The 17,723-nt window shown below is 69.5% G+C and carries 5 protein-coding genes and 3 pseudogenes; 4 read left to right on the top strand and 4 right to left on the bottom strand.

Annotated features, from left to right (window positions below; translation table 11 throughout):
- Positions 1-35: 35 nt before the first annotated feature.
- From BTZ20_RS28980 to BTZ20_RS07990, 3 genes and pseudogenes are all read left to right on the top strand, one after another.
- A pseudogene (locus tag BTZ20_RS28980) lies at positions 36-9,286 on the top strand (condensation domain-containing protein); the annotation flags it as partial.
- 180 nt (positions 9,287-9,466) lie between these two features.
- A pseudogene (locus tag BTZ20_RS29735) lies at positions 9,467-10,957 on the top strand (condensation domain-containing protein); the annotation flags it as partial.
- Positions 10,855-13,587 carry an amino acid adenylation domain-containing protein gene (locus BTZ20_RS07990; RefSeq protein WP_077040991.1) on the top strand — a complete coding sequence of 911 codons (2,733 nt, stop codon included), beginning with the start codon at positions 10,855-10,857 and terminating at the stop codon, positions 13,585-13,587. The pseudogene BTZ20_RS29735 and the gene BTZ20_RS07990, both read left to right, overlap by 103 nt.
- Positions 13,588-13,675: 88 nt before the next feature.
- Here the strand turns inward: BTZ20_RS07990 and BTZ20_RS07995 are convergent, their stop codons facing one another.
- From BTZ20_RS07995 to BTZ20_RS08005, 3 genes and pseudogenes are all read right to left on the bottom strand, one after another.
- Positions 13,676-14,317 (bottom strand): Maf family protein, encoded by a 642-nt coding sequence (locus BTZ20_RS07995; protein WP_077040992.1) that lies wholly within the window; start codon positions 14,315-14,317, stop codon positions 13,676-13,678.
- The gene (locus BTZ20_RS08000) at positions 14,314-14,622 is read right to left on the bottom strand and encodes an acyl-CoA carboxylase subunit epsilon (protein WP_077040993.1); all 309 of its coding nucleotides are present in this window, start codon (positions 14,620-14,622) and stop codon (positions 14,314-14,316) included. Before BTZ20_RS08000 ends, BTZ20_RS07995 begins: the two co-directional genes overlap by 4 nt.
- Positions 14,619-16,258: pseudogene (locus BTZ20_RS08005) on the bottom strand (acyl-CoA carboxylase subunit beta). The gene BTZ20_RS08000 and the pseudogene BTZ20_RS08005 overlap by 4 nt, the downstream one beginning before the upstream one ends.
- Positions 16,259-16,394: 136 nt before the next feature.
- Here BTZ20_RS08005 and BTZ20_RS08010 point away from each other — a divergent pair.
- The gene (locus BTZ20_RS08010; protein ID WP_077040994.1) at positions 16,395-17,237 is read left to right on the top strand and encodes a biotin--[acetyl-CoA-carboxylase] ligase; all 843 of its coding nucleotides are present in this window, start codon (positions 16,395-16,397) and stop codon (positions 17,235-17,237) included.
- Positions 17,238-17,289: 52 nt separating this feature from the next.
- Here the strand turns inward: BTZ20_RS08010 and BTZ20_RS08015 are convergent, their stop codons facing one another.
- Positions 17,290-17,691 carry a hypothetical protein gene (locus BTZ20_RS08015; protein WP_083742583.1) on the bottom strand — a complete coding sequence of 134 codons (402 nt, stop codon included), beginning with the start codon at positions 17,689-17,691 and terminating at the stop codon, positions 17,290-17,292.
- Between the last annotated feature and the right edge of the window lie 32 nt (positions 17,692-17,723).

Here is a 17,723-nt window from a genome sequence, read left to right on the forward strand (position 1 = left end):
TGCTCGGGAGCGAGCGGGTCGGCGCGGACGACGACTTCTTCGCGCTCGGCGGCAACTCGCTCAGCGCCACCCAGGTTGTCGCTCGGCTCAACGCGACCGCGGGCACCGGGCTCCGCGTTCGGGAGATCTTCGGCAGCTCCACCGTGGCCGGTCTCGCGGCCATGGTGGACACGCACGAGGCCGCGGACCGGATCCCGCTCGTGGCGGGGAACCGGCCGGACCGGATCCCGCTGTCGCTGGCGCAGCAGCGGATGTGGTTCCTCAACCGATTCGACCCCACGTCCGCGGTGTACAACATCCCGCTGGCGGTGCGCCTGACCGGCGAGTTGGACGCCGCCGCGCTCGCCGCCGCCGTGCACGACGTGATCGACCGTCACGAATCCCTCCGCACGGTGTTCCCGGACTCCGCTGACGGTCCGCAACAGCGGATCCTGCCTGCGACCGAGGTGCCCGTCGACCTCAGCCCCGTCGACGTCGACGGCGAGGACGCGCTACGGACGGCGATCGTCGGGCTCGTCTCCGGTGGATTCGACGTCACCGCCGCCATCCCGCTGCGCGGCGGCCTCTTCCGCCTCGACGCAGGCGACTACGTGTTGGTGCTCGTGGTCCACCACATCAGCGCCGACGGATTCTCGACGCTGCCGCTGGCCCGCGACCTGGTCACCGCCTATGCGGCCCGGACCCGCGGCGAGGGCCCGGGCTGGGCGCCACTGGCGGTGCAGTACGCGGACTACGCGCTGTGGCAGCGTGAGGTGCTCGGGTCCGAGGACCGCCCGGACTCGCTGGCGTCGGTCCAGCTCGCCTACTGGGCGGAGCGACTGGCAGGCGTGCCTGCCGTGCTCGACCTGCCCGCCGACCGACCCCGGCCTGCGGTCGCCTCCTATCGCGGTGCCCGCGTCGACTTCGTCGTCGACACCGAGTTGACCGATCGCCTGCGTGAGCTCGCGCTCGAGCACCGCGTGACCCTGTTCATGGTCCTGCACGCGGCGCTCTCGCTCCAGCTTTCCCGGCTCAGCGGCACCACCGACATCACCGTCGGCAGCCCGATCGCCGGCCGCGGCGAGGCGGCGCTGGACGACGTGGTCGGGATGTTCGTCAACACCCTGGTGCTGCGCACCGAGGTCGATCCGACCGCGACTTTCGCGGATCTGCTTGCCGAGACCCGCGGGATCGACCTGGCCGCGTTCGGGCACGCCGACGTGCCGTTCGAGCGCGTCGTCGAGGTCGCCAATCCGCCTCGGTCGCAGGCGTATTCACCGCTGTTTCAGGTGGCGCTCTCGCTGCAGAGTCAGGGCGTCGGCACGCTCGAGCTGCCGGACGTCCGGGTGACGATGCTCGACCAGGAGATCGACCTCGCGAAGACCGATCTCGAGCTGACCTTCCGCGAGAGCGACGGGGGCATGTCGGGCTCGCTCATCTACGCGGCGGATCTGTTCGACGGCGGCACCGCGCAGCGGTTCGTCGACCGCTTGGTGCGGGTGCTGGGTGCGGTCTCGGCCGACCCGTCGGTCCTGGTCGGCGAGGTCGACCTGCTCGAGCAGGGGGAGCGGTCGGTGCTCGGGGAGCGCGCGATCGCGGCGCCGCTGCCGGTGCGGCTGCTGCCGGAGATCCTCGGCTTCGGAGCGGCCGTCGACCCGGCGGCGGTCGCGCTGACCGCGAGCGGCACCGAGATGTCCTATGCGGAGTTGGACGGGTCGTCCAATCGTCTTGCCCGGCTGTTGATCTCGCGGGGTGTGGGACCGGAGTCGTTTGTGGCGTTGGCGTTCCCACGGACGGTGGAGTCGGTGGTCGCGATGTGGGCGGTCGCCAAGACCGGGGCCGCGTTCGTGCCGGTGGATCCGGCGCTGCCGGACGCGCGAATCGAGCACATGTTGACCGATTCCGGCGCGGTGCTGGGGCTGACTGTTGCCCGGGTCCGGGACGGGCTGCCGGGCATCATCGAGTGGCTCGAGTTGGAAGGCGAGGTGGCCGAGGGGCTGCCGGACGGCCCGGTCTCGGATCGGGACCGGACGGCGCCGGTGTCCGCGAACAACGCCGCATACATGATCTACACGTCGGGGTCGACGGGCACGCCGAAGGGCGTGGTGGTGACCCACACCGGTCTCGCGACGTTTGTTGCCGAGGCACGTCCGGAGCTGGCGATCACTGCCGCGTCGCGGGTGCTGCGACTGTCGTCGGCGAGCTTCGACGCGTCGCTGTTCGAGATGCTGTCCGCGTTCAGTACCGGCGCGACCATGGTGGTGGCGCCGCAGGAGGTCGTGGGTGGCGACGAGCTCGCGATGCTGTTGCGGGACGAGCGGGTGAGCCATGTGATGAGCGCGCCCGCGGCGTTGGGAACCATGCGCGGCGAGGACCTGCCGGATCTCGAGATGGTGGGGTCGGCGGTGACGTGTGCCCGCCGGAGCTGGTGGCGCGGTTGGCGCCGGGGCGCCGGTTCTTCAACGGCTATGGTCCGACGGAGACCTCCATTGTCATCACCTTGACGGCGCCGCTGTCGGTGGACGAACGGATCACCATCGGTGCACCCATCGGGGGAGCGGGCGCCGCGGTGCTCGATGCGCGGCTGCGGCCGGTCCCTCTCGGGGTGGTCGGTGAGCTGTACCTGTCGGGTGCCGGACTGGCCAGGGGTTACCACGGCAGTTCCGCGATGACGGCGAGCCGGTTCTTGGCGAATCCGTTCGGCGCCCCTGGGAGTCGGATGTATGCGACGGGCGACCTGGTGCGCTGGACCGTCGACGGCCAGCTGGACTTCGTGGGGCGTGCGGATTCGCAGGTCAAGCTCCGCGGGTTGCGGATCGAGCTCGGCGAGATCGAGGCGGCGCTTGCAGGCTGCGACGGTGTGGCGCAGGCGGTCGTGATGGTGCACGAGGACCCGCACACCGGACAGCGGTTGCTCGGTTACGTGGTGGGTGAGGCGGATTCCGCGCTCGAACCGCAGGTGTTGCGCGATGGGTTGTCCGCTGTGCTGCCTGCGTACATGGTGCCGGCGCAGGTGGTGGTGCTCGACGAGCTCCCGCGCACGGTGGTGGGCAAGTTGGACCGGAAGTCCTTGCCGGTGCCGGAGTTGGAGGCGAGGGCCTTCCGGGCGCCGTCGACGCCGATCGAGGAGATCGTGGCCGGCGTGTTCGCGGACGTGCTCGGCGCGGAACGGGTCGGCGCAGACGACGACTTCTTCGCCCTCGGTGGTAACTCGCTGATCGCCACCCAGGCGATCTCGCGGCTCGGCGCGGCGCTGGACGCGCAGGTGCCGGTACGCATCCTGTTCGAGGCGTCGTCGGTGGCGGCACTGGCGGTGGCCGTCGAGCGGCACGCGGGTGCGGGCGGACGCAGGGCGCTGGTCGCGGCCCCGCGGCCGGAGCGAATCCCGTTGTCGCTTGCGCAGCAACGAATGTGGTTCCTCAACCAGTTCGATCCGCAGTCGTCGGCTTACAACGTGCCGATCGCGCTGCGGCTGTCCGGCGACTTGGACGTCGATGCGCTGCGGGCCGCGTTGGCCGACGTGCTCGAGCGGCACGAGTCCCTGCGGACCGTCTTCCCCGGCTCGGACGACGGCCCGCGGCAGCGGATCCTGACCTCCTCCGAGGCCGGAGTCGAGATTGTCGGCCTCCCGCTCACACCGGACGCGCTGATTCCGGCGCTGACCGAGGTGGCCTCGGCCGGCTTCGACGTCACGATCGACGCTCCGCTGCGGGCGCGGCTGTTCGAGCTCTCCGGCACCGAGCACGTCCTCGTCGTCGTCGTGCACCACATCGCGGCCGACGGGTTCTCCGTCGGGCCGCTTGCCCGCGACGTGATGGTCGCCTACGAGGCCAGAAGTCGCGGACAGGCACCGGGCTGGGCGCCGCTGGCCGTGCAGTACGCGGACTTTGCGCTGTGGCAGCGTGAGGTCCTCGGTTCCGAGGACGATCAGACGTCCCTGATCGCCGGTCAGCTCAGCCACTGGCGGGACAAGCTGGAGGGTCTGCCGGACCAGCTGAACCTGCCGGGTGACCGGCCTCGGCCGAGTGTTGCCTCGTACCGTGGTGCGCGGCATCGCTTCTCGCTCGACACCGACCTGCAGCGCGGGCTGAACCGGGTGGCGCGGGAGAACCACGTCACGCTGTTCATGGTCGTGCACGCGGCCTTGGCGGTCCTGCTCTCGCGGCTGTCCGGGACGGACGACATCGCTGTCGGCACCCCGGTGGCGGGTCGCGGCGACGCGGCCCTCGACGACATTGTCGGCATGTTCGTCAACACGCTGGTGCTGCGGACGGAGCTGGACCAGTCCGAGTCCCTCGCAGGGCTGCTTGCACGCGCCAGGGAGTCGGACCTGCAGGCGTTCGGGCATGCCGATGTACCGTTCGAGCGTCTGGTCGAGGTGCTCAACCCGGCTCGCTCGCAGGCCCGTCACCCGTTGTTCCAGGTGATGCTGGTGTTCCAGAACTTTGCGGAGGCCTCGCTCGAGCTGCCGGGCCTGACGATCTCGGGAGTCGACTACGACGCAGCGGCTGCGAAGGTCGACCTGCAGCTGACGATGTCCGAGGTCGACACGGCGGACGGGGGAATGCTCGCCGAGTTCGAGTACGCGACAGATCTCTTCGACGAGTCGACAGTCACCTCGTTCGCCGAGATGCTCCAGCGGATCCTGTCCGCGATGGTGACCGACATGTCCGTCGCCGTCGGCGACGTCGAGATCCTCGACGAGGTCGAGAGCGCCCGCGTGCTCGGGTGGTCGCGGGGCAGGCGCTCGCCGGTCGCGGTGACGTCACCGGTGTCGCTGTTCGGTGACCGGGTGGACCGGTTCCCCGACGCGGTCGCGGTTGCGGCCGGTGACGAATCGGTGACCTACGCGGAGCTCGACACACGATCGACGGTGTTGTCGGCCGAACTGGTCCGGCTGGGTGTCGGCGTCGACGACGTGGTGGCGCTGGTGCTGCCGCGGTCGGTGGAGTGGATCGTCGCGATGCTGGCGGCGTGGAAGGCCGGTGCGGCCTACGCACCGATCGACCCGACGTACCCGGCGGATCGGATCGGGTCGATCCTCGACGACACCGGTGCGCGGTGCGTGGTGAGTGCGTCGGCCCGTGACCTGCCGATCCCGGTCGTCGCCATGGACGAGTTCGCAGGGGCCGGTGAGGTCTCCGCTCGTCCTGTCGACCGGTGGCGTGAGCCAGGGGCGGGGCTGCGGCTGGGCTACGTCATCTCGACATCCGGGTCGACGGGCAAGCCGAAGCCGACGCTGGTGCCGATGGCCGGCATCGAGAACACCCTGGCCTGGTACCGACGTGAACTGCCCGCCGCAGGCGGACTGTTGATCGCGTCCTCACCGAGCTTCGATCTGACGCAGAAGAACGTGTGGGCCGCGCTGACGGAGGGGCGCGCGATCCATCTCGCCGCCGACGGCTTCGACGCGCGAGACATCCTGCGGATTGTCGAGGCCGGCGCCGCGGTCGGGTCGGGTGTCAGGGTGGCGAACATGTCGCCCAGCGCGTTCGAGGCGGTCGTCGACACCGACGCCGACGGGATCCTGTCCGCCCTCGAGGTGGTCTTCCTCGGTGGCGAGGCGATCCGGCTCGGCAAGTTCGAGACGCTGATGAATTCCGGTCTGAGGGTGGTCAACAGCTACGGACCGACCGAGGCCTCGGACGTGGTCTCCGCCTTCGACGCGGCGGTCACCGACGGCTCCGGCGTACCGATCGGATCCCCGATCGCGAACATCGACCTGTTCGTGCTGGACCGTCGGATGCGCCTGGTCCCGACCGGTGTGGAGGGCGAACTCTACGTCGGCGGCATCGGCGTGGGTCGCGGCTACGGCGGCCGGTTCGGGCTGACGGCGGACCGGTTCGTGGCCAACCCCTTCGGGGACAACGGTTCCCGGATGTACCGCACGGGTGACCTTGTGCGGTGGAACGGTGACGGCAACCTGGAGTACATCGGGCGGTCGGACTTCCAGGTGAAGCTGCGCGGTCAGAGGATCGAGCTCGGAGAGATCGAGGCCGCGCTGGTCGAACACGGCTCGGTCGGACAGGCCGTGGTCGTACTGCACCACGACCGACATCTGGGTGACCGGTTGGTGGGCTATGTGGTGGCGGTGCCGGGCGGGACCGTTTCGGCGGATGACCTGAGGTCGGCGCTGGCGAGGCGGTTGCCTGCGTACATGGTGCCCTCGTCGGTGACGGTGCTCGATCGGATTCCGTTGAGTGCGAACGGCAAGGTGGATCGGAAGGCGCTGCCGGCCCCGGTCTTCGAGGTGCGTGCCTTCCGGGCGCCGTCGACCCCGATCGAGGAGATCGTGGCCGGGGTGTTCGCGGATGTGCTCGGCGTGGAGCGGGTCGGTGTCGACGACGACTTCTTCGAGTTGGGTGGCAACTCGCTGATCGCGACACAGGTGGTGTCGCGGCTGGGCGCGGCGTTGGATGCCCAGGTTCCGGTGCGGGTGCTCTTCGAGGCGTCGTCGGTAGCGGCCCTTGCCGTGGCCCTCGAACAGCACGCGGGCTCAGGTGGGCGCCCCGCGCTGGTGGCGGGCCCCCGGCCGGAGCGGATCCCGCTCTCGCCCGCGCAGTCCCGGATGTGGTTCATCAACCAGTTCGACACCGCCTCGCCTGCCTACAACATTCCGGTCGCGGTGCGGCTGTCGGGCGAGCTGGACGTCGCGGCGCTGCGGGCGGCCGTCGGTGATGTTGTCGAGCGGCACGAGTCGCTTCGGACGGTGTTCCCGAACTCTGCGGACGGCCCGTCCCAGGTGGTCGTCGCCGTCGACGACGTCGAGCTGGAGCTCGACGAGGTGGCGGTGTCGGCGGACGGCCTGATGGCCGCGTTCACCACCTTCGCGATGCGGGGCTTCGACGTGTCGACACAGATCCCGTTGCGGGCAAGCCTGTTCCGCGTTTCGGAGACGGAGCATGTCTTCGCGTTCTCGGTGCACCACATCTCGTCCGACGGAGTCTCGGCGGGGCCGTTGGCGCGGGATCTGATGGTGGCGTACCTGGCGCGGACCGAGGGTCAGGCCCCGACGTGGGCGCCGCTGACGGTGCAGTACGCAGACTTCGCGCTGTGGCAGCACGAGGTGCTCGGGTCGGAGGACGACCCGGAGTCGCTCGCGGCGGACCAGCTCGGCTACTGGGTCGAGCAGCTGGCCGGAGTGCCCGCGCTCCTGGAACTGCCAACGGACCGCCCGCGGCCGCAGGTGGCGTCGATGCGCGGTGCGCGCACCGACTTCACCGTCGACGCGGAGCTGCTGGGGCAGCTGACGGAGCTGGCTCGGGAGCGTCAGTCCACGCTGTTCATGGTGCTGCACGCGGCGCTGACGGTGCAGCTGGCCCGCCTGAGCGGGTCCACCGACATCACCGTCGGCAGCCCGATCGCCGGTCGGGGCGATGCCGCGCTCGACGACGTGGTCGGCATGTTCGTCAACACCCTGGTGCTCCGCACCCAGGTCGACCCGACCCTGACCTTCGTCGAGTTGCTGGCGCGGACCCGCGCGGTGGACCTGGCCGCGTTCGGCCACGCCGACGTACCGTTCGAGCGGGTCGTGGAGGTGGTGAACCCGCCTCGATCGCAGGCGCACCCACCGCTGGCCCAAGTGGCCCTGTCGCTCCAGAACCAGGGGTTGGCCTCCTTCGAGCTGCCGGGCATCGAGGTGTCGGCGCTCGAGGCGGACGCCGCCGTCGCGAAGATGGACCTCGAGCTGACCTTCCGGGAGAGTGCGGACGGCCTGGCCGGTTCGCTGACGTACGCGGCTGACCTGTTCGACGAGTCCACGGCGCGAGTCTTCGTCGAGCGCCTGCTGCGGTTGCTGGGATCGGTCGTCGCCGAACCGGCCGTGGTGGTCGGCGAGCTGGACCTGCTCGACGAGAGCGAGCGGGCGACCCTGGCGCAGCGCGCGCTCGCGCGACCGCTGCAGGCGCGACTGCTGCCGGAGATGCTCGCCGCCGGTGCGGCAGTGGACCCGCAGAAGGTCGCGCTGACCGCGAGCGGCACCGAGATGACCTACGCGGAGCTCGATGCGACGTCGAACCGGATTGCACGGCTGCTGATCTCGCGAGGAATCGGACCCGAGACCTTCGTGGCTCTTGCGTTCCCGCGGAGCCTCGAATCGGTGGTCGCGATGTGGGCGGTCGCCAAGAGTGGGGCTGCGTTCGTGCCGGTGGACCCGGCGCTGCCGACCGCGCGGATCGAGCACATCCTCACCGATTCCGGTGCGGCGCTCGGCCTGACGGTCGCAGGCGTCCACGAGGATCTGCCGGGCGCAACCGAGTGGCTCGAAATCGACGCCGCCCTGGCCGATGGACTGTCCGACGCACCGGTCACCGACCGGGACCGGACGGCGCCGCTGTCCGCCACCAACGTCGCGTACATGATCTACACCTCGGGCTCGACCGGCATGCCCAAGGGCGTGGTGGTCACCCACACCGGGCTGTCCGCCTTCTCGGCGGACGCCCACCCCGAGATGGTCATCACCGCCGCCTCTCGCGTGCTGCGACTGGCCTCGGCCAGCTTCGACGCGTCGATGTTCGAGATGCTGACGTCCTTCAGCACCGGCGCGACCATGGTGGTGGCGCCGCCGGAGGTCGTCGGTGGTGACGAACTCGCGGGGCTGGTGCGCGAGCAGCGGGTGAGCCATCTGATGAGCGCGCCCGCGGCGATGGGGACCATGCGCGCCGAGGACCTGCCCGACCTGGAGATGGTGGGCGTCGGCGGCGACGTCTGCCCGCCGGAGCTGGTCGCGCGGTTGGCGCCGGGACGACGGTTCTTCAACGGTTACGGCCCGACCGAGACCACCATCGTCGTCACGCTGACGGGGACGTTGGCCGCCGGTGACCCGATCACCATCGGCGCGCCGATCGGCGGCGTCGGTGCGGTGGTCCTCGACACTCGGCTGCGGCCGGTGCCGATCGGCGTGGTCGGTGAGCTCTATACGTCCGGAGCCGGGCTGGCGCGCGGCTACCACGACCGCGCCGAGCTCACCGCGGGCAAGTTCGTCGCCAACCCGTTCGGCGAGGCAGGCACGCGGATGTACGCGACCGGGGACCTGGTGCGCTGGACGTCCGACGGCGAGCTCGACTTCATGGGCCGCGCCGATTCGCAGGTCAAGCTTCGCGGTCTGCGGATCGAGCTCGGCGAGATCGAATCCGCCCTCCTGGCCTGCGCCGGGGTGGCACAGGCCGTGGTGACGGTGCACGAGGACCCGCACACCGGACAGCGTCTGCTCGGCTACGTCGTCGCCGACCCTGAGATCGCACTCGACCCGCAGGAACTGCGCACCCAGCTGTCGGGATCGATGCCGGCGTACATGGTGCCCGCCCAGGTGGTGGTCCTCGACGCGCTGCCGGTGACGGTCAACGGCAAGCTCGACCGAAAGGCGCTGCCGGTGCCTGCCTTCGAGGCCGTCGCCTACCGGGCGCCGTCGACGCCGATCGAGGAGATCGTGGCAGGCGTGTTCGCCGATGTGCTCGGGGTCGAACGCGTCGGGGTCGACGACGACTTCTTCGCCCTCGGTGGCAACTCGCTGATCGCCACCCAGGTGATCTCGCGGTTGGGTGCGGCGCTGGACGCGCAGGTGCCGGTCCGGGTGCTCTTCGAAGCGTCGACGGTCGGCGCGCTCGCAGTTGCGGTGGAGCGTCACGCAGGCGAGGGTGGGCGCCCCGCTCTGGTGGCGGGTCCTCGGCCGGAACGTATCCCGCTGTCACATGCACAGCAGCGGATGTGGTTCTTCAACCAGTTCGACACCAGTTCGCCCGCGTTCAACATCCCCCTGGTGGTGCGCCTGAGCGGCGCGCTGGACACCGCGGCGCTGCGCGCGGCCATTGCCGACGTGGTGGAGCGCCACGAGGCGCTGCGCACGGTCTTCCCGGACTCGGCGGAGGGACCGCAGCAGGTGATCCTGCCCGCTGCCGACGTGGTGCCGCGGCTCGAGCCGGAGCGCATCGACGAGGACCAGATGTGGTCTCGGATGATCGGGATCGTCGGCGGCGGGTTCGACGTCGCCGCGGCGGTCCCATTGCGCGCCGGTCTGTTCCAGCTCGACGAGGACGAGTTCGTGCTCGCCATCGTCCTGCACCACATTTCCAGCGACGGTGGGTCCATGGCGCCCATGTCGAGGGACATACTCGTCGCCTACGAGGCGCGACGCATGGGCCTCGAGCCCGGTTGGGCGCCATTGGCGGTGCAGTACGCGGACTATGCGCTGTGGCAGCGAGCGTTGCTCGGCGATCAGGACGATCCGAACAGTTTGTCCGCCAAGCAGATCGGTTACTGGACAAAGCACCTCGACGGCGCTCCCGACCTGTTGGAGCTCCCGACCGACCGGCCGCGCCCCGCGGTCGCGTCGAACCGCGGCGGCTACGTCGACTTCGTGCTGTCCGCGGATCTCGCGGATCGGATCGACCGTCTGGCCAGGGAACACAACTCGACCTTCTTCATGGTGGCTCATGCCGCACTCGCGGTGCTGTTGTCGAGGCTCTCCGGCAGCGACGACATCGTGATCGGAGTGCAGGTCGCCGGCCGAGGTGAGGAGGCCCTCGACGACCTGATCGGCATGTTCGGCAACACGTTGGTGCTGCGCAACCGGGTCGAGGCCGCGACAGCGTTCACCGACTTCCTGGACGAGGTCCGCGCGAACGACATCGACGGTTTCGCCCACGCCGACACCCAGGTCGAGCAGTTGATCGAGGTGCTCAACCCGAGGCGGTCGACCGCCTACTCGGCGCTGTTCCAGGTACTGCTCGTGGTGCAGAACTTCGCCCGAGCGGAGGTCACGCTGCCCGGGCTGACGGTTACCCCGGTCGACGCGGTTCCCGACGGGGCGAAGCTGGACCTTCAAGTGACGCTCTCGACCGAGTTCGACCAGGAGGCGCGACGCACCGGGATCCGGGGGTGTTCAACTACGCGCGTGACCTCTTCGACGAGTCGACGGTGGTCGGCTTCACGGAGAAGTTCACCGCGATCCTCGAGGCGGTCACCAAGGACGCCACGATGAGTGTCGACGCGATCGAACTGCGCAGCGACACGGAACGTTCCGAGATGGAGCGCTGGAACGAGACCGATGTCGTCGTACCCGCAGTCACGCTGGTCGATGCCTTCGAGGCGCAGGTCGAACGCACGCCCGATGCGACTGCGCTGCTCTTCGGCGAGCAGGAGCTGACCTACCGGGAGTTCGACCGCGAGGCGAACAGGCTGGCGCGCCACCTGGTCTCGATCGGCGTCGGGCCCGAGACGCTGGTCGGGCTCGGCATGTATCGCTCGGTCGACCTGATGGTGGCCATGTACGCCATCCTCAAGGCAGGCGGCGGCTACCTGCCCATCGATCCGGAGCATCCGGACGAGCGCACCGAGTACGTCGTGGCGACCGCGAATCCGGTTGTGGTGCTGTCGAGATCGCAGGACGCCGGTGACCTGCCGGCCTCGGTCGACGTGATGGAGATCGACAGGCTCGACCTGTCCGGCTTCGCCGACACCGCGCTGACGGATGTGGATCGTCTCCGACCGTTGCGGCCTGCCAACGTCGCGTACGCGATGTTCACGTCGGGGTCCACCGGCCGACCGAAGGGCGTGACCGTCACACACGGTTCGGTGGTGAACCAGATCGCCTGGATGCAGGGCCAGTACCCTCTCGGTCCGTCCGACACCGTGCTCCAGAAGGCCCCCGTCACCTTCGACGTGTCGGTGTGGGAGCTGTTCATGCCCCTGCAGGTGGGTGCCCGCACGGTGATCGCGAAGCCGGGCGGACACCGGGACCCCGAGTACCTGGTGGCCGTCGCCGAGGAACGGTCGGTCACGATCATGGAGTTCGTGCCGTCGATGCTCGACGTCTTCCTCGCCGATCCGCAGCTGCAGCTGCCCGCGTCGCTTCGGTACGTCCTCGCCGGTGGTGAGGAACTCCCTGCCGAGCTGGCTCGGCGCTTCGCGGCCCGGTCCATCGCCGTGCTCGACAACACCTACGGACCCACCGAGGTCACCGTGACCTCGACCGCGTACCGGATCGGGCCCGACGTCGGTGCGGTGGTGCCCATCGGTCGCGGGGTGTGGAACACCAGGGCGCATGTGCTCGACTCACGGCTGAGGCCGGTGCCGGTCGGCGTGCCGGGTGAGCTCTACCTGGCAGGCGCGCAGCTGGCCCGCGGCTATCACGACCGGGCGGACCTGACCGCGGAACGGTTCGTCGCCGATCCGTGCGGTGGTCCCGGTGAGCGCCTGTACCGAACCGGCGACCTCGTCCGGTGGAACTCAGGCGGCGAGCTGGAATTCCTCGGCCGCACCGACTTCCAGGTGAAGCTGCGCGGACTGCGGATCGAACTCGGCGAGATCGAGGCCGCGCTGGTGGCGGACCCGACGGTGCGGGCGGCGGTGGTCGTCGTGCACTCGGGGACCTCTGGCCAGCAGCTGATCGGCTATGTGGTCGGTGAGGGCGAGATCGACACCGCGGCGCTTCGCCAGGGTGTGTCCACGGCACTCCCGTCGTACATGATCCCGGAGACGATCATGGTGCTCGACGAGTTCCCGCTCAGCGCGAACGGCAAGCTGGAGCGTCGGGCGCTGCCGGTTCCTGAGATTGCGGCACGCGAGTACCGGGCCCCCGTGTCCGCCACGGAGCAGGCGGTCGCGGCGGTGTTCGCGGAGCTCCTCGGTGTCGAGCGAGTGGGGTTGGACGACAACTTCTTCGAGCTCGGTGGCAATTCGCTGATCGGCATGCGGGTGGTCGGTCGGCTGCGGACCGACCTCGAGACCGTGGTCCAGCTGCCGTGGCTGTTCTCCGATGCCACCCCGGAGGCGTTGGCCCGGCAGATCGAGCGTGGCGCCGACGACGTCATCGGGCATGCATTCGACATGCTGTTCCCGATCCGCGCGGCGGGGTCGAAGCCGCCGGTGTTCTGTGTCCACCCGATCATCGGGCTGGCGTGGTGCTACGTGGGAATGGCCCAGTACATCGATGCGGACCGTCCGATCTACGGCCTGCAGACCCCGGCGGCACAGGGCGACGGTGAGCTGCCCGGTTCGATCGAGGCAGTCGCCGAGCTCTACCTCCGCGAGATCCGTCGGGTGCAGCCGTCCGGCCCCTATCGCCTGCTCGGGTGGTCGCTCGGTGGCACGATCAGCCATGCGATCGCGGTGCAACTGCAGGAACAGGGCGAGACGGTCGAACTGCTGGCGATGCTCGACAGCTTCACCGCGGAGACCCTGCCGACCGCGCCGAACGGCACGGTGACCATGGCCGAGGTCCTCAGCGGCATGGGAATGGACGGAGTCGGCGATCAGCTGGTCACGGACGTCACCGAGTCCCAAGCGGTGGCCATGTTCAGTCAGCTGACCGGGCAGAGCGAGGAGCAGGCCGCCGAGGTCGTCGGGCGCCTGCTCGCGGCTGCCCAGCACAATTCGGGCCTCACGGCGTCGTACCGGCCAGGAGTGTTCGAGGGCGATCTGCTGTTCTTCACCGCGGCCGAGGACGACCCGACGGGTCGGCGCGCGGCCACCGGCTGGCAGTCGCACGTCAGTGGCGATGTCCGCAACCACCGCATCGCCAGCACCCACTGGGGCATGATGTCGCCGGCCGCGCTGAGCGTCGTCGGACCCGTCCTGAAGGAGCACACCGTCGGGAACCGGGCACGGTAGAAGGGGGCCAGGTCGGGACATGAAATCGCCCACCGACACCGCGATCGCGGTGTCGGTGGGCGATGACTTCTGTGGGTGGGGCTCGAGTTCAGGTGGCCGGGGTGGCTGACCAGAGCTCGGAGATGCCGACACCGACCTCGCCGAGCAGTCGGCGGACCAACGGCAGGCCGATGCCGATCACGCTGGACGGGTCGCCCTCGATCCGGTCGATGAACCAGCCACCGAGTCCGTCGAGCGTGAACGCGCCCGCGACCTGCATGGGCTCGCCGGACTCGAGGTAGGCCTCGAGATCATCCCCGGACGGGGTCCCGAAGTGCACGATCGTCGCGCTGTCCGCGCTGGCCTCGCCGACGGTCACCCCGTCGCGCACCCGCAGCACGCAGTGCCCGGTGAGCAGGGTGCCGCTGCGACCCATCATCGAACGCCAGCGGGCCCTCGCCACGTCGGCGGTGTGCGGCTTGCCCTGCAGGGTGCCGTCGATCAGCAGCATCGAATCGCAGCCGATCACCACCGCGTCGGCGGAGACCTCTGCGGGCAGCTCGGGGAGCACGGCGGTGGCCTTCGCCCGCGCGAGCTCGGTGACCACCCGGGATGGCGCTGCCGAGGGGCCGAGCGCTTCCTGCACCGCGTCCTCGTCGACTCCGGAGACCAGTACAAATGGCTCGACCCCGGCCTTGCGCAGCACGGTCAACCGTGCCGGCGAGGCCGAGGCCAGAACGAGCGTGGTCACCGACGGTTCGAGTACGCGTACGGGGACAGGGGGGCGGCGCCCCGGTGCATGCCGGCGGGGTCGCCCCACCGCTCGGCCGGACGGGTGTCGGCCGGTGCTTCCTCGCCGCCTGCAGCGGCGGCGAAGACGGTCACCAGAGCCGCCACCTCGATGTCGGTCGGTGCGCCCTTGACCACCTTGATGACCGGCAATTCAGAGCCCTTGCTGTCGGCAGCCACGACCTCGACCGTAGCGGAGTCGATGGCCTCCGCGGCTGCGGAGAGCACCTCGACGTCTTCGAGTGTCGTTTCCCTCGTCGCTGTCATAGCGGGATGTTCCCATGCTTCTTGGGCGGAAGGGAAACCTGCTTGCGTTCGAGCAGGCGAAGGGCCGCCACGATCTGACCGCGGGTGTGCGACGGCGGGATGACTGCGTCGATGTAACCGCGCTCGGCCGCGACGTACGGGTTCACCAGAGTGTCCTCGTACTCGTTCTGGAGCTTGAGGCGCAGCGCGTCGACGTCGGCGCCCGAGGCCTCGGCCTCCTTGAGCTGCTTGCGGTAGACGAAGCCGACGGCGCCGGAGGCACCCATGACCGCGATCTGCGCGCTCGGCCAGGCCAGGTTCAGGTCGGCGCCCATGTGCTTGGAGCCCATCACGTCGTACGCGCCGCCGTACGCCTTGCGGGTGATGACGGTGATCTTGCCGACCGTGGCCTCGCCGTACGCGTAGAGCAGCTTCGCGCCGCGGCGGATGATGCCGTTGTACTCCTGCTCGGTGCCGGGCAGGAAGCCGGGCACGTCGACCAGGGTGATGATCGGGACGTTGAAGGCGTCGCAGGTGCGCACGAAGCGGGCGGCCTTCTCGGAGGCGTTGATGTCGAGGCAGCCGGCGAACTGGGTGGGCTGGTTCGCGACGATGCCGACGCTGCGGCCGTCGACGCGACCGAAGCCACAGATGATGTTCGCGGCACGCTCGGCCTGGACCTCGAGGAACTCGTCGTCGTCGAGGATGCGCCGGATGACCTCGTGCATGTCGTACGGCTGGTTCGGCGAGTCCGGGATCAGGGTGTCGAGCTCGATGTCCTCGGAGGTCAGCGAGTCCTCGATGGAGCCGACGATCGGGTCCGACGGGGCCAGTCGCGGCGCGGCGGCCTGGTTGTTGCTCGGCAGGTAGCTGAGCAGGTCCTTGACGTAGTCGAGGGCGTCCTGCTCGCCGGAGGCGACGTAGTGGGCCACACCGGACTTGACCATGTGGGTGTGGGCGCCGCCCAGGTCCTCCATGGTGACGTCCTCGCCGGTGACGGTCTTGATCACGTCGGGGCCGGTGACGAACATCTGGCTGGTCTGGTCGACCATCACGACGAAGTCGGTCAGCGCGGGGAGTAGACGTGGCCACCAGCGGCCGGGCCCATGATCAGCGAGATCTGCGGGATGACGCCGGAGGCCTGCACGTTGCGGTGGAAGATCTCGCCGTAGAGGCCGAGCGAGACCACGCCCTCCTGGATTCGGGCGCCCGCGCCCTCGTTGATGCCGACGAGCGGGCGGCCGGTCTTGAGTGCCAGGTCCATGACCTTGACGATCTTCTCGCCGTAGATCTCGCCGAGGCTGCCGCCGAACACGGTGGCGTCCTGGGAGAAGACGCACACGTCGCGGCCGTCGATGGTGCCGTAGCCGGTCACCACGCCGTCGCCGAACGGGCGGTTGTCGGCGAGACCGAAGTTCACGCTCCGGTGCCGGGCGAGAGCGTCGAGCTCTACGAAGGAGCCCTCGTCGAGCAGCGCGGTGATGCGCTCACGGGCGGTCAGCTTGCCCTTCGCGTGCACCCGCTCGACGGCGGCTTCGCCGCTGGGGTACTTCGCCTCTTCCTGGCGTCTGCGCAGGTCGGCGAGCTTTCCAGCCGTCGTGTGGATATCAGGGGTGTTTGTCGCCTCTGGCGCAGTGGGCTCCTGGACACTGGTCATGAGGACAGAGCTTATCCAGCCGGTCTCGGTGCGTGTTGACCGAGGTCAGGTTGCGTTCAATCATTGAACCCAAGCTACTGGCCAGTACGAAATTGTGATCCCCGCCGCAGCGGGCGGAGCCCATAGTCTGATCGGCATGTACACCGATCTGAATCGGCCCCCGCTCGTCGCCGACGCACTGCGCAGAGCGCTGGTGCGCGAGTCTCCCGGCGGCGACCCCGATGCCTTCTACTCGAGTCTCGACGTCGTCACCGAGACCGGTTCGACGAACGCCGACCTGTTGGCCAGGGCGGCGGACTCCGCCCTCGACCGTGCGGTGCTGATCTCGGAGTTCCAGGACCACGGCCGGGGCAGGCACGCCCGCTCCTGGGTGGCGCCGCCGAGGTCGGCCGTATCCGTCTCGGTGTTGCTGCGGATGCCGGGGATCGATCCCGCCGATCTGGGCTGGCTCCCGCTGCTCGCAGGCGTCGCGGTGGTCGATGCCATGCGATCGGTCGCCGAGGTGGATGCCGTGCTCAAGTGGCCGAACGACGTCCTGATCGGTGGCAAGAAGGTGGCGGGCATCCTCGCCGAGGTCGCCGCGACCGCACCGATCCCGTCGGTCGTGCTCGGAATCGGGCTGAACGTCAGCCTCACCGAGTCGGAGCTGCCGGTGCCGACCGCCACCTCGCTCGCGCTCGCGGGTGCCGCAACCACCGACCGGGACACCGTGGTGCGCGCACTGCTCCGCGCGCTGGCGACGGAGTGGACGAAATGGCACCGGAATGGTTGGGACACAAAGGCGCTCGCCGAGTCGTACCGGGATCGCTGCGCCACGATCGGGCAGCGAGTCCGCGCGGAACTGCCGGGCGGCGGCGAACTGCTGGGCACCGCGAGCGGGATCGATGCACAGGGCCGGATCGTGATCAGCCCGGACGGCGGCAGGGAACCGGTCGCGGTCTCGGCAGGCGACATCACGCACCTGCGCCCGCAGGAATGACGAAAGAGGGTGCGGGCCGATGGCCCGCACCCTCTTCAGCACTGCGTCGTGGCTAGTCGTTGTCCCACGTCGCGATGGCCCAGATGACGACCACGTCGAGGGCGATGATCAGGATCGACCACCACGGGTAGTAGGGCAGCCACATGAAGTTGGCGATGATCGAGAGGGCGGCCAGGAAGATACCCGCGATCCGCGCCCAGGTCGCACCGGTGAGCAGGCCGAAGCCGGTCAGCGCGATGAGGAGTCCCACGATGAGGTGAATCCAGCCCCAGCCCGTGGTGTTGAGCGCGTAGGAGTACTCCGGCCCGACGATCAGGACGCTGTCCTTGGCGAGCGCGGAGATTCCCTGGAAGACCTGGAGGATGCCCACGGTCAGCAGCAGGACCGCCGCCGCGATCGAGCCTCCGGCCGCGAATCCCTGCTTGACGCTGTTGTCCGCGCGGTTTGCCGTCATAGCTGTTCCTCTCTCAGATATGGGAGTGGTGC

Source organism: Rhodococcus sp. MTM3W5.2 (assembly GCF_001984015.1).
GTDB lineage: Bacteria > Actinomycetota > Actinomycetes > Mycobacteriales > Mycobacteriaceae > Rhodococcus_G > Rhodococcus_G oryzae.

What these genes read in the sequence shown, in the direction of transcription:
- BTZ20_RS08000 (WP_077040993.1), bottom strand. Translation starts at nt 14,622, where the DNA reads ATGACAGCGACGAGGGAAACGACACTCGAAGACGTCGAGGTGCTCTCC.
- BTZ20_RS08010 (WP_077040994.1), top strand. Translation starts at nt 16,395, where the DNA reads ATGTACACCGATCTGAATCGGCCCCCGCTCGTCGCCGACGCACTGCGC.
- BTZ20_RS08015 (WP_083742583.1), bottom strand. Translation starts at nt 17,691, where the DNA reads ATGACGGCAAACCGCGCGGACAACAGCGTCAAGCAGGGATTCGCGGCC.